This is a genomic window from Shewanella sp. 10N.286.52.A9, assembly GCF_041468985.1.
Taxonomy (GTDB): Bacteria; Pseudomonadota; Gammaproteobacteria; order Enterobacterales; family Shewanellaceae; genus Shewanella; species Shewanella japonica.
The window spans coordinates 224834-239288 of the sequence record NZ_JBFRJQ010000002.1; the positions used below are offsets into that span (position 1 = coordinate 224834).

General features: G+C 41.6%; 11 protein-coding genes. 7 read left to right on the forward strand and 4 right to left on the reverse strand.

What is annotated here, in order from left to right; translation table 11 throughout:
• Positions 1-37: 37 nt before the first annotated feature.
• The 3 genes from AB4128_RS01995 to AB4128_RS02005 all read right to left on the reverse strand — a co-directional run bounded on the left by AB4128_RS01995 (position 38) and on the right by AB4128_RS02005 (position 2753).
• On the reverse strand, positions 38-1285 hold the full coding sequence (locus AB4128_RS01995; RefSeq protein ID WP_055022927.1) for a malic enzyme-like NAD(P)-binding protein: 1248 nt from the start codon (positions 1283-1285) through the stop codon (positions 38-40).
• Between the two features lie 429 nt (positions 1286-1714).
• On the reverse strand, positions 1715-1927 hold the full coding sequence (gene rpmE / locus AB4128_RS02000) for a 50S ribosomal protein L31 (protein WP_055022928.1): 213 nt from the start codon (positions 1925-1927) through the stop codon (positions 1715-1717).
• A gap of 127 nt (positions 1928-2054) precedes the next feature.
• On the reverse strand, positions 2055-2753 hold the full coding sequence (locus tag AB4128_RS02005) for a FimV/HubP family polar landmark protein (RefSeq protein ID WP_160319069.1): 699 nt from the start codon (positions 2751-2753) through the stop codon (positions 2055-2057).
• Positions 2754-2941: 188 nt separating this feature from the next.
• Here AB4128_RS02005 and priA point away from each other — a divergent pair, with 188 nt between their 5' ends.
• From priA to AB4128_RS02040, 7 genes are all read left to right on the forward strand, one after another.
• On the forward strand, positions 2942-5137 hold the full coding sequence (gene priA / locus AB4128_RS02010; protein ID WP_055022930.1) for a primosomal protein N': 2196 nt from the start codon (positions 2942-2944) through the stop codon (positions 5135-5137).
• A 153-nt stretch (positions 5138-5290) separates the two neighbouring features.
• Entirely contained in the window at positions 5291-7036 is a 1746-nt protein-coding gene (argS, locus tag AB4128_RS02015) for an arginine--tRNA ligase (protein WP_055022931.1), read from the forward strand.
• 1 nt (position 7037) lies between these two features.
• On the forward strand, positions 7038-7619 hold the full coding sequence (locus tag AB4128_RS02020; protein ID WP_055022932.1) for an SPOR domain-containing protein: 582 nt from the start codon (positions 7038-7040) through the stop codon (positions 7617-7619).
• A 152-nt stretch (positions 7620-7771) separates the two neighbouring features.
• The gene (gene hslV / locus AB4128_RS02025) at positions 7772-8296 is read left to right on the forward strand and encodes an ATP-dependent protease subunit HslV (protein WP_055022933.1); all 525 of its coding nucleotides are present in this window, start codon (positions 7772-7774) and stop codon (positions 8294-8296) included.
• Positions 8297-8318: 22 nt separating this feature from the next.
• Positions 8319-9644 carry an ATP-dependent protease ATPase subunit HslU gene (hslU, locus tag AB4128_RS02030; protein WP_055022934.1) on the forward strand — a complete coding sequence of 442 codons (1326 nt, stop codon included), beginning with the start codon at positions 8319-8321 and terminating at the stop codon, positions 9642-9644.
• 236 nt (positions 9645-9880) lie between these two features.
• A complete protein-coding gene (locus AB4128_RS02035) occupies positions 9881-10261 on the forward strand; it encodes a gamma-butyrobetaine hydroxylase-like domain-containing protein (protein ID WP_055022935.1) in 381 nt (126 codons plus the stop codon).
• 451 nt (positions 10262-10712) lie between these two features.
• On the forward strand, positions 10713-11117 hold the full coding sequence (locus tag AB4128_RS02040) for a MerC domain-containing protein (protein WP_055022936.1): 405 nt from the start codon (positions 10713-10715) through the stop codon (positions 11115-11117).
• A gap of 340 nt (positions 11118-11457) precedes the next feature.
• Here the strand turns inward: AB4128_RS02040 and acnB are convergent, their stop codons facing one another.
• Entirely contained in the window at positions 11458-14055 is a 2598-nt protein-coding gene (gene acnB, locus AB4128_RS02045) for a bifunctional aconitate hydratase 2/2-methylisocitrate dehydratase (RefSeq protein WP_372036577.1), read from the reverse strand.
• Positions 14056-14455 lie beyond the last annotated feature (400 nt).

Genomic DNA, 14455 nt, shown 5'->3' on the forward strand with positions numbered 1-14455 from the left:
GGCTTTCGCCCCTTTTGTATTTCACCTATCCAATCACTTACAGTGAGTAATCAGTAGGTACTTTATCTAATACTGCCACACCTGAATCAATAGCCGCTTGTGACACCGCACTCGCAATATTTCTTAGTAAGCGTGGATCCATTGGTTTAGGCAACACGTACTCTGGACCGAAGGTCATTGAATCAACGTCTGGATAAGCAGCAAGGACTTCAGCAGGAACCGGTTCTTTAGCAATAGCAGCAAGGGCTTTAACTGCCGCAATCTTCATTTCATCATTAATTTGTGACGCTCTCACATCTAATGCACCTCTGAAGATGAACGGGAAACAAAGTACGTTATTAACCTGATTCGGGTAATCACTGCGGCCTGTTCCCATAATCAAGTCTTTACGGATACTATGTGCAATCTCAGGCTTAATTTCAGGGTCGGGGTTTGAACAGGCAAAGATAACTGGATTTGGCGCCATTAACGCAATATCGTCAGCCGTTAATAAATCTGCACCTGATAGGCCTAAAAACACGTCAGCATCTTTAATCACATCTTGAAGTGTACGCTTGTCAGTATTGTTAGCGAACAATGCTTTGTACTCATTGATGTCTTCACGGCGAGTATGAATAACGCCTTGTCTGTCCAGCATGTAAACATTTTCACGTTGTGCACCACACTTAACAATCATTGTCATACACGCAATGGCAGCAGCACCCGCACCTAGGCACACAAAGATGGCATCTTCGATTTTTTTACCTTGAATCTCTAACGCATTCAACATTCCTGCTGCGGTAACAATGGCAGTACCATGCTGATCATCATGAAACACAGGGACATTACAGCGAGCGATCAACTCACGCTCAATTTCAAAACACTCAGGAGCTTTAATATCTTCAAGGTTGATACCGCCAAATGTATCTGCAATCGATTCAACCGTATTGATGAAATCTGCAGTGGTGCGGTGTTTCACCTCAATGTCTGTAGAGTCGATATTCGCAAAACGCTTAAACAGTAAGGCCTTGCCTTCCATAACTGGCTTAGATGCTAATGGGCCTAAATTACCTAAACCTAAAATAGCGGTACCATTTGAAATAACAGCAACAGTGTTCCCTTTATTGGTATAGCGATATGCATCGTCAGGATTTGCGGCAATTTCACGAACAGGCTCGGCGACACCAGGACTGTATGCCAGAGATAAATCATGGCTCGTTTGAGCAGGTTTAGTAAGACTAACAGCAGTTTTACCTGCTACTGGAAATTCATGATAATCGAGAGCTTGCTGGCGGAAATCTGACATTTTTTATTCCTGAATGAGGCAATTTATACGGCGAAAGTAAGATTAATTCAGTCGCAACGCATTAAAACTAACTTTACTGAATGTCAGTAAAATGAGCTGTAGCGTGCTTTGGAAAGGGAGTATAAATGAAAAATTAACAAAAGTTATCTTTAATCGGCAGAATTTGATCAACTTACAATTTATCGATATTAAATAAATCATCACAATAAGAATCAAAGACTTAAAACTGTAGAAAAATAACAAGATTTGACATAAAAAAGCAGAATTAGCATGATAAAGTTACAAATAGTTTGCCTAAATAACAATATTATCAACCTAACTGGCAACACATAATTTATAACTAAAAATTTTAATTTTTTTTAAAAATTTAATCCAAAAACAAAAAAAGACGCCGAAGGCGTCTTTTTCTTAAAATAATTGCAGTCGCAATTACTTTTTACCAAGTGCACCAAAGCGCTTGTTGAATTTGTCGATACGACCACCAGTGTCAACAACTTTCTGTGTACCAGTGTAGAATGGGTGACATGCACCACATACGTCTAAGTGTAAGTTTTTACCTACAGTAGAGTTAACTTTAATTACGTTACCACAAGTACAAGTTGCAGTTACTTCAGCGTAGTCTGGGTGGATACCTGGTTTCATTTGGATTACCTTAATAGCAGGCCATGTCGCTCTCCCAACCCGAAGTTGAGCACCACATGCGTTAATAACAATAGTGTTAAGGCGCGCAATAGTACAGTATCTGTTCAGTCCAGACAAGTAAAAATTATCACTGTCGATGTTGTTGCTGTAACGCCTCAAATCTCAGCTTATCTTGTGCTTTATTACCATACTGATTTAGCTGCTCTTGTGAAGGACATGCCAGTGTTACATCTTGTCTGATTAAATGGATTTTCTGTTTAGAAAAGCCTTGAGGGTTAGCATCAAAAATTGCCATCATCACTCCATAGACGTTTAAATCCCACTCACTTTGATAGCGAGTAGCAATGCGCCATAAAGTATCTGATGCCTGCCTTTCAATATAACAATGACCCATTGTAGACGTCGGCTTATTATTGAGAACTTTTGCTGTCGTTGAAGGTCGACTAGTTGAAGGTTTTTCCGCAACTGATTGACTTGATGATGCCAATTTAGGCTTAGCCTGAGTGACCACTTTTGGCAGTTGTTTTTGCTTATCTATTTTTATTTGAGTTTTAGCTGTTTCTTTAATAAATGGAGAATCAAAAACCGGTAATACAGCAAATTGACGCCAGCTGTTGCCTTTATATTCGCTGACGATCAGCTTTGCTTTCGGATCGCTCACATCTTCAACACCAATAGCAAATAACATAAAGCTACTGATAGGCTGTACCATCAACTCTTCCATGCTTTCTTTATCATCATTAGTTTGTCGCAAATGAATACTAAGTCGAGACAAGTCTTTGCTAGAGGCAACAATGTTAAGTTTGATTTTTGGGTGTTGACCCAACTCAAACTGCCTACTGTTTATGCTGATATGCGTCAGGGCAGCCTGAGCAATAAATGAAAATAAAAAAAGGGAGAGAGCTAAGCTGGCCTTACTGAATATTCCTTTTAACATCAATTTTCTCTTATTCTATTTCTTTATGTTCTGGCTCTAGTAAACTAGACCCTCTCAATTCTTAATGATGATAACTTATGCCCGTGTTTGTTGAGGTTGCTTTGCCGGTTCCTATGCGGCAAACCTTTAGTTACCAAGTCCCCGAAGCCAACGTATCGCAAATACAACTTGGGCTAAGGGTTAAAGTCCCTTTTGGTAGACAGCAACTTGTCGGCTTAATTACCGCTATCAATAATGAATGCGACGTCCCTGCGAATAAAATAAAACCATTTACCGCACTATTAGACGACAAACCTTTATTACCTACCTCACTGTATAAGCTCACTTTATGGGCGGCAAGGTATTACTTTGCAAGCCAAGGCCAAATGTTAAGTCAAGCCTTGCCTGTCGCTCTGCGAAAAGGCTTAAGTGCACAACCGCAAACCGTCACCTTTTATTGCCTCAACGAGGCAGGAAAACAGGTCGATGTCAGTGTACTTAAACGTGCTCCAGCACAAAAAAAACTCTTCGAACTTTTACAAACATCAGCCATTAGCCAAGAAGAATTTACCACCCAAGAACTTAGCAAAGTTGCCCTCAAAGCATTAGAGGATAAAGGCTGGGTAGCGCGTAAATATGTCACCAGTGAAACCGACTTAAGTTGGCGCCAACAACTTAATATGACTGAAACACCGTTAAAGCTCAATAAGCAACAGGCAGTTGCCGTTTCAGTTTTAAATCAACAACAAGGCTTTCATTGCAGTTTACTTGAAGGTATCACCGGTTCAGGTAAAACAGAAGTCTACTTATCGATTTTAGAAACCATCTTAAAACAGGGTAAACAAGCACTCATCTTAGTGCCTGAAATCGGGTTAACACCACAAACCATTAATCGCTTCAAACGTCGATTTGATGTGAATATTGCCGTTATTCATTCTGCATTAACAGATAATCAACGTCTTGAGGCGTGGCGCCAAGCTCGTTGTGGTGAAGCCGCCATTATCATCGGTACTCGCTCCGCTTTATTTACCCCAATGGCCTTTCCTGGGCTGATAATTTTAGATGAAGAGCACGATAGTAGCTTTAAGCAACAAGAAGGTGTGCGTTATCACGCCCGCGACTTAGCTGTCATGCGGGGGCATTTAGAAGATGTCCAAGTCATTTTAGGCTCAGCAACCCCATCACTAGAGACGCTGCAAAATGCGATTTGTGGCCGCTATACGCATTTAACCTTGGCAGAGCGCGCAGGTGCTGCACAAAAAGTTAAGCAAGGTATTATCGATATACGCTCACAACCTTTAAAGTCAGGGATGTCTGCTTCGCTAATTAATGAAATGCGCATGCATCTTGATGCGGGCAATCAGGTCCTTTTATTTCTCAATCGTCGCGGGTTCTCACCTGCATTATTGTGTCATGAGTGCGGTCATTTGCATGAATGCGATCGCTGCGATGCCTTTTTTACCGTACATCAAGGGCTGAACGAAATTTGTTGCCACCATTGTGGCAATCAATACGCTATTCCACATCAATGCCATGAATGTGGTAGCACCATGCTAATGGGCCATGGCACGGGAACAGAGCAGCTTGCTCAAGCATTAGAGCAAGAATTCCCTCAGTATCCCGTGGTACGTATCGATCGTGATACCACACGCAAAAAAGGCTCATTAGAAAAACAACTCACCAGTATTTTAAAGGGTGAGTACAAAATTTTGGTGGGCACTCAAATGCTAGCCAAAGGGCATCATTTCCCCGATGTCACACTTGTGGGGTTAATGGATGTTGATGGCGCACTCTTTAGTGCTGACTTTAGAGCACCTGAGCGCTTTGCTCAGCTTTACACCCAAGTCTCTGGGCGAGCAGGACGCGCCGACAAACCCGGTAAAGTATTACTGCAAACCCATCAAAGCGAAAATCCAATACTGCATGATTTATTAAAAAATGGTTACGGTAAATTTGCGCGAGCTCAGTTAGAAGAGCGCCAACAAGCACTACTTCCTCCCGCTTGGCACATGGTACTGTTGCGAGCCGATGCTCATTTAGCACAAGATGCTGATAATTTTCTACAACAAGTCGCGAACCTGTTGCCTCAAGATAGAGATTTTGAAGTCATTGGCCCCATGCCTGCGCCCCTGGATAGAAAAGCCGGAAAATATCGCAGACAACTGTTATTTCAAGCTAAAAATCGACAGCGTTTACAACAAGAATTTGAATCTGTTCTTCCCCAAATCGAAGCGTTGACAGAGAGTAAACGTTGTCGCTGGAGTATCGATCGCGATCCGCAAGATTTAATGTAATCAAATTGCAGCACAATGGGTTTAGCTTGATAGCAAAGAAAATCAAAAAAAACTCGATTAATTACCCCGCTGAGATAGCATTTACATAGCATTAGCGGGTAAAATACAAGGTTACTCCACTCATCCACTTTAAGTTAGTGCTAATAAACGCCCATGAAATCACATATTGCATCTTTACTAGAACAAACCATCGACTCTTTTAAGCAACAAGGCATTATCCCAGCTGATTTTCAGGCACGCATTCAAGTGGAGCGAACCAAAGATAAAAGTCACGGTGATCTCGCCACTAACTTGGCCATGATGCTAACCAAAGTCGCTAAGAAAAATCCTCGTGAAATTGCTCAGTTGATTATTGATAATCTTCCAGCGTCTAGCCATGTGGCTAAGGTCGATATTGCAGGCCCAGGATTCATTAACTTTTTTCTCGATGAAAATGCCTTAGCAAACCAACTACAACATGCCCTAACAGATGAACACTTAGGCGTTTCGTTACCAGAAAAACAAAGAGTCGTCGTGGACTATTCATCGCCTAACCTTGCTAAAGAAATGCATGTAGGTCACCTTCGTTCAACGATTATTGGCGACAGTGTCGTTCGTGCACTTGAGTTTTTAGGCCATGATGTTATCCGTCAAAACCATGTGGGTGACTGGGGCACACAATTTGGCATGCTACTAGCCTACATGGAAGAGTTACGAGCAGCGAATGGCGAGCAAGCAGCACTTGAACTTTCAGATTTGGAAACCTTCTACCGTGCCGCTAAAGTCCGCTTTGATGAATCAACAGATTTTGCAACACGTGCACGTAATTTAGTGGTTTCACTGCAATCGGGCGATGAGTACTGCAATAAATTATGGCGTGAATTTAATGACATCTCGTTAAATCATTGTCATGAAGTTTACGAACGTTTAGGTGTGAGCTTAACCCGTAAAGATGTTCACGGTGAAAGTGCTTATAATGACGACCTAGAGCAAGTCGTAACAGATCTTGATAGTAAAGGCCTATTAAGCGAAAGTAACGGCGCTAAAGTGGTATTCCAAGAAGAATTCCGCACCAAAGATGGTGAGCCATTACCCGTTATTATCCAAAAAGCCGATGGTGGATACTTATACGCCACCTCTGATTTAGCTGCAATGCGTTATCGCTCAAACGTTTTAAAAGCTGATCGTGCTTTATACTTCGTTGATTTACGCCAAGCACTGCATTTCCAGCAAGTATTTAGCCTAGCGAAAACAGCAGGTTTTGTCCGTAAAGAGCTATCTCTTGAGCACACAGGTTTCGGAACAATGAATGGCACCGATGGCCGTCCATTTAAAACTCGTAGTGGCGGTGTGGTTAAATTAGTCGACTTATTAGATGAAGCAAACACCCGTGCAATCGAATTAGTTCGCAGTAAAAATCCTGATATGGACGAAGCGACAATCATTGAAATTGCGCGTGTTGTTGGTATTAGCTCAGTTAAATACGCTGACTTATCTAAAAACCGTAGCAGTGATTACATTTTCAGCTTTGAACAAATGCTGAGCTTTGAAGGCAACACCGCACCATACCTTCTTTATGCATACACACGTGTGGCTAGTATCTTCAAGCGTGCTGAAGATATCGATTTAAGCCAAGCGAAAATTGTACTTGAACATGATAAAGAAAAAGAACTAGGTACTAAACTTGCTCAGTTTGGTGAAGTACTGGCTCGTATGACAGATAAAGCATTACCACATGTGATGTGTGCTTATGTTTATGAGTTAGCAAGTGAGTTCTCAAGCTTTTACGAGGCTTGTCCAGTTCTTGCAGCAGAAACTGAAGAGCAAAAACAAAGTCGCTTATTGTTGTCACAGTTAACCGCTAAGACCTTAAAAACAGGGTTATCTCTGTTAGGTATCGAAACGTTAGAGCGTATGTAACATGAGTCGAGATTACGCCAATAAAAAGCCTAGTGGTAAAAAACGTTCGTCTTCTCGAGGAAAGAAACCACAGCAAAAGCGATCGATTCCTTACCTGCCGACATTAATCGTCTTGTTACTTGTCGGCGGATTTGGCTATTTTTTGTGGTGGATAAGCGGCAGCTCTGATGATGCTCCAGCAACAACTACGGCACCCGCTGTCACTGTTGAACAAACTAAGCCTAAGCCAGTGAAGAAAGATCCAAATGCATTACCGCCAAAACCGACGGAAGAATGGACTTACTTAGAAGAGCTAGAAAATAAGAGCATTGATGTTGAAGTACCAGAAGATGCATTGAAATCTAAAGGCCCATATCAAATGCAATGTGCGTCGTTTAGAAAGCTTGAACCCGCAGAAGAAATGAAAGCCATGATTGCTTTTCAAGGTATGGAAGCACAAGTCAGGGCGACCACAGGCTCAAGTGGCGTCTGGCATAAAGTCATTTTAGGCCCATTTGAATCTAAACGTGCAGCCGAGCGCAGCAGGCACAAACTGCAACGTGCTGGTATTAATGGTTGCCAAATTTGGCTGTGGGAATATTAATTAGTTTTAATGTGAAGACTTTTTCCGCAATATTAAGCGCTTACTTTAGTAAGCGCTTTTTTTATCCCTTGAATTATTAACAAGCATCCCCATATCTGTTTTATCAACCAGCAGCAGACTCCTATTCGCTGCCGTCGTTAAGAGGATTTACCGTGACTACTATCGTATCCGTACGCCGCAATAATCAAGTTGTCATCGCAGGTGATGGCCAAGTTTCCCTCGGCAATACCGTCATGAAAGGCAATGCACGTAAAGTGCGTCGTTTATACCAAAATAAAGTTATCGCCGGATTTGCTGGCGGCACAGCCGATGCATTTACCCTTTTTGAGCGCTTTGAAACCAAGCTCGAAATGCATCAAGGTCATTTATTAAAATCAGCTGTAGAGCTCGCTAAAGATTGGCGTACTGACAAAATGCTCCGAAACCTTGAAGCCATGCTGATTGTTGCAGACACCAAAGAGTCATTAATCATTACAGGTAATGGCGATGTAGTGCAGCCTGAACATGATTTGATTGCTATCGGCTCAGGCGGAAATTACGCTCATGCCTCAGCGTTAGCACTACTGCAAAACACTGACTTAACGGCCCGTGAAATTGCAGAAAAATCACTAACGATTGCCGGTGATATTTGCGTATACACCAACCAACATAAAACGGTTGAGCAAATCGACTACTAAATTAGAACGTAAGGAATTATTTATGTCTGAAATGACCCCTCGCGAAATTGTCCATGAATTGGACTCGCATATTATTGGTCAAAAAAATGCAAAACGTTCTGTTGCTGTAGCCTTGCGTAATCGCTGGCGCCGTATGCAACTTGAGCCTTCATTGCGCCAAGAAGTGACCCCTAAAAATATTCTGATGATTGGCCCAACAGGTGTCGGTAAAACTGAAATTGCCCGTCGTTTAGCTAAACTTGCTAATGCGCCATTTATTAAAGTGGAAGCAACCAAGTTTACTGAAGTCGGTTACGTGGGCAAAGAAGTCGAACAGATCATTCGTGATTTAACCGATTCAGCTATCAAAATGACCCGTGAGCAGCAAATGAAAAAATGCCGCCACCGCGCAGAAGAACAAGCAGAAGAACGCATTTTAGATGCCCTACTACCCAAACCTAAAGATGATTGGAATACTGAGCCAAAAGATGACTCAAATACCCGTCAAATCTTCCGTAAAAAACTCCGCGAAGGTCAGCTAGACGATAAAGAAATTGATATCGACTTAGCTGCGCCACAAGTGGGTGTTGAAATCATGTCGCCTCCAGGCATGGAAGAAATGACCAATCAGCTTCAAAGCATGTTCCAAAACTTGGGGCAAACCAAAGAAAACCGTAAGAAAGTAAAAATCAAAGAAGCGTTCAAGCTATTGATTGAAGAAGAAGCGGCAAAACTGGTTAATCAAGAAGATCTTAAAGAACAAGCTATCGACTTAGTCGAGCAAAACGGTATCGTATTCTTAGACGAAATCGATAAAATCTGTAAACGTGGCGAAAGCTCGGGCCCTGACGTATCTCGTGAAGGCGTACAACGTGACTTACTCCCATTGATCGAAGGCTGCACAGTGACAACTAAACACGGCATGGTTAAAACTGACCATATCCTGTTTATCGCATCTGGTGCGTTCCAAATGTCTAAGCCGTCTGACTTGATTGCTGAGTTACAAGGTCGTTTACCTATTCGTGTTGAGCTTAGCGCCCTAAGTGCTGACGACTTTAAGCGTATCTTAACCGAACCACATGCATCACTTACAGAGCAATACGTTGCGCTGATGGGTACAGAAGGCGTTAAAGTCGAATTTGCTGAATCAGGTATCGAAAAAATCGCTCAAGCAGCATGGCAAGTCAATGAGACCACAGAAAACATTGGTGCTCGCCGTTTGCATACTGTGATGGAAAAACTGATGGAAGAAATTTCTTATGATGCTTCTGAAAAATCTGGCAGTACTTTTGTCATCGACGAAGCTTATGTCACAGAGCATCTCGACACCTTAGTGGAAGATGAAGATTTAAGCCGCTTTATTTTATAATCTGCGGTAGGTGATATGCCTCAATTGTGAGCTATCACTGTGTTAGCTGTCCTTATTTTAGTTAACATTAGCTAATATAAATAGGACGGCTACATGAAAAGAGGTGGTTAACTCCAAGAGTAACCACCTTTTTTATTGAAGCCTCGACGCTGTATTTAAGTGCCCTGTTTAGCTATGAAGTATCATTCGTGAAAAACTATCATTAGATAACGTTCCATTATAAGAGAGTAACCGTTATGAGCTCACCCAATGTCACTAACCTAAAATTAAAACGTAAATCCAAGCTACTTGAAGTCACGTTTGATAATGGCGACGTTTTTAATATCACCTGTGAAATGCTCAGAGTTAACTCTCCATCAGCAGAAGTGCAACGTCACGGAAATCCAATTTTGGTCACCCATAAAAAAGCAGTGAACATTACAGCCATTGAACCTGTTGGTAATTATGCCGTAAAAATCATTTTCGATGATGGCCATGATACTGGGCTATTTTCATGGAAATTATTACATGAATTTGGAACACATCAAGTTGAGATTTGGGAAAGATATTTAGCTCGACTTCGCGCTGAGAAAGGCTCTCGTGAGCCGCTAATTGATATGAATATTAAGTACTCTTAGTGTTCATATCCTGACATAGCTTAGGTTGAGGACAAAGCACGACAACTGTTTCTCAGTGACCAAAACTGAAACAAGGGAAATGATAGTATTTCCCTTATTTACGACTTTTCATTCCAGAAAATTTAATGAATACCGATGTTAGCCAAATTACCAATCTTCACCTCCATGCTTATCTAGCCTTTTATATCGTCTGGCTCGACCTTATCACGCTTACCGCCATTACTTTTTACCATCGTTTAGTACCATCGCTTAATACCATCGCTTAATACCATCGCTTAATACCATCGCTTAGTACCATGAGTTTAACCTTAAACCCAAGACTCAATATGTAAATCATACGTATATTAACGATAACTTATTGAATACTCATGATGCCAATGATAGATTAACGATCTTTTATGATATAACATATCATTACCATACCTAACCAATTAATCACTTGAGTATCAACATGAATAAGCCCGCCCAAATACTATTAGATCGCCTTGCTATTTCAGTCTCAGCGTTGTGCGCACTTCACTGTATCGCGGGTCCATTATTATTAATACTGTTTCCAACGATGTTGTCCCTACCTGTAAGCGATCACTTTTATCATATTCTCATGGTGTGGGTTATTATCCCGACAAGTAGTATCGCAGTCTTTCTTGGCTGTACACGACACAAAGATCCTACCGTTTTAGTGTTAGCATTTTCTGGAATGATAGCGCTAGGAGTGACCGCAATTTATGGACATGATTTATTTGGTGAGACTGGAGAAAAGCTAATGACAATTGCATCAACCATCATTCTGGTTTGTGCACATTGGCGTAATTACTCTCTTTGTCGCAGTGATGCTTGTGAGCACAGCGAGAAGTGATTTTTGGCTGTTAAGGGAAACTTGTTGTTAGCGCTCCAACCTTCGTTTGGATTAAGATTGTAGAATCCCAATTAATCCCTAATTGTCGAAGTAAGCTAATTATTTAGCCAAATATCAATTGAAGTCAGTCTATAGATGAACCGGCCGTTAGCGATCATTCACTTTATAGAATAGCACTGGGCGATGTGGGTTTGTTAAGAAGAATAAACGCCTCCTTTTGACTCAGGTATGGATGAAGTGCCGCGACTTTTATCCAGACAAACTCCAGACACAAAAATGCCAGCTAATTAGCTGGCATTTTTCAGTTTACGCTTTTAAAACGTAACCATCTTATCAAAGGCTACACTGCTGATTGGAAAATTACACTATCAGCTTTCTTGGTGTAAGACTCAATCTCATCGAAGTTCAAGTAGCGGTAAGTGTCAGCTGCTGTTGCATCTAACTCTTTCGCATATTCTTGATATTCTGCTGGAGATGGTAAACGACCTAATAGTGCAGCTACGGCAGCTAACTCAGCAGATGCTAAGTAAACGTTTGCGCCAGTACCTAGACGGTTAGGGAAGTTACGTGTCGATGTTGATACGACTGTTGAATTCTCAGCAACACGTGCTTGGTTACCCATACACAGTGAACAACCTGGGATCTCGATGCGTGCACCGACACGTCCAAAGATTGCATAATAGCCTTCTTCTGTTAGCTGGTCTTTATCCATTTTCGTTGGTGGAGCAATCCACAAACGTGTTGGTAAAGTCTTAGCAAACTTATCAAGCATTTTACCTGTTGCACGGAAGTGACCGATGTTGGTCATACAAGAACCGACAAAGACTTCGTCAATTTTAGTATCAACAACTGATGATAATAACACTGCATCATCTGGATCGTTCGGCGCACAAAGGATTGGCTCTTTGATATCAGCTAAATCAATTTCGATAACTTCAGCGTATTCAGCATCACTATCTGCGCTCATTAGCTCTGGATTAGCAATAAACTCTTCCATGCCTTTAATACGACGCTCAATAGTACGACGATCGCCATAACCTTCAGAGATCATCCACTTCAACATCACGATGTTAGAGTTCAAGTATTCAATGATTGGCTCTTTGTCTAACTTGATTGTACAACCAGCAGCACTTCGCTCAGCAGATGCATCAGATAACTCGAATGCTTGCTCAACTTTAAGGTGCTCTAGTCCTTCAATTTCAAGAACACGGCCAGAGAAAGCGTTAATCTTACCTTTCTTCTCTACCGTTAATAGACCCATTTCGATAGCTTTATGTGGGATAGCATGTACAAGATCACGTAATGTGATACCTGGTTGCATTTCACCTTTAAAACGAACCAAAATTGACTCAGGCATATCCAATGGCATAACACCAGTTGCTGCAGCAAATGCAACAAGACCAGAACCTGCAGGGAATGAAATACCAATAGGGAAACGCGTATGAGAGTCACCACCAGTACCAACAGTATCCGGCAGAAGCATACGGTTTAACCATGAATGAATAACACCGTCACCTGGACGAAGTGAAACACCACCACGGTTCATGATGAAATCTGGTAATGTTTGATGCGTATTCACATCAACAGGCTTCGGATAAGCGGCAGTATGACAGAATGACTGCATCGTTAGGTCTGCACTGAAGCCCAAACATGCTAAATCTTTTAGCTCATCACGTGTCATTGGGCCAGTGGTATCTTGCGAACCAACAGATGTCATTTTAGGTTCACAATACTGACCTGGACGAATACCTGTTACACCACAAGCTTTACCGACCATTTTTTGCGCCAGTGTGAAGCCTTTACTTGATGCTTCAACGTCTTGTGGACGTACGAATACATCTGAAGCACTAAGACCTAGCGTTTCACGTGCACGGTCTGTTAAACCACGACCAATGATTAATGGAATACGGCCACCAGCACGTACTTCATCTAGCAGTACTTCAGTTTTAAGTTCAAACGTTGAAATCACTTCATCAGTGCCAGCACGCTTAACTACGCCTTCATATGGGTAGATATCAATAACATCGCCCATGTTCATTTTTTCTACGTCTAGCTCAATTGGTAATGCGCCTGCATCTTCCATCGTGTTGAAGAAGATTGGCGCAATTTTACCACCTAAACAGAAACCACCAGCGCGCTTATTAGGTACATAAGGGATATCGTCACCCATGAACCATAGCACTGAGTTAGTCGCTGATTTTCGAGAAGAACCAGTACCAACAACGTCACCAACATAAACCAGTGGATGACCTTTGCCTTTAAGTGCTTCGATTTCTTTGATTGGGCCAACAACGCCAGCTTCATCAGGCACAATGCCGTCACGGGCATTTTTCAGCATGGCTAATGCGTGCAATGGGATATCAGGACGAGACCATGCATCAGGAGCTGGAGACAAGTCATCTGTGTTTGTCTCACCTGACACTTTAAATACAGTCAAGGTCACTTTTTCTGCTAATTTAGGACGGTTTAGGAACCACTCAGCATTAGCCCAAGAGTTAACAACTTGCTTAGCAAAGTCATTACCTGCTTGCATTTTTTCTACCACATCATGGTAGGCATCAAACATTAATAGTGTATTTGATAATGCAGTGACTGCGATCGGAGCAAGTGCATCATTATCTAATTGAGCGATTAACGGCTCAATGTTGTAACCACCTTGCATAGTACCAAGTAGTTCAGTAGCACGCTCAGTTGATAGGATTGGTGACGAAACAGTGCCTTTGGCAACTGCATCTAAGAATGCCGCTTTTACGTACGCAGCTTCATCAACACCAGGGGGAATACGATTTTCTAATAGATCTAGAATCACGGCCTCTTCACCAGCAGGCGGAGTTTCAACTAACTTCACTAATTCAGCCACTTGTTGTGCATCTAATGGCTTAGGGACAACACCCTCTGCAGCACGTTCTGCGACGTGTTTACGATATGCTTCTAGCACGGCAACATTCCTCTTTGTTTTGCGCCTAACAGCGAAACTGAACATCATTTAATAGAAAAAATGACCATTCCACAGGTTCGGGCTTGAAATCCGACCCGTAGTATACTACAGGTTTGCAAAAGTATGAATTAGATCACACTCTAATGGAGACGAAATCGATACTAATATTGAGCTCGCAGTATAATTTAACTTCTGCTTTAAACAAATAAAATTAGACAATAGTTTAAAACATTAAATAAACACTTTAATTTCAGTAAATTAACCTGACACCACAATTTAATTCAGTCCTATAAATCAATCGTATAACTTAGATGAAATTTTGCTTTTTTTTTCGCTATTCTGCATAGTCTTTGAACAGCACCACCTAATACATGCCTAAAACACTGTTTATTCAACTTTA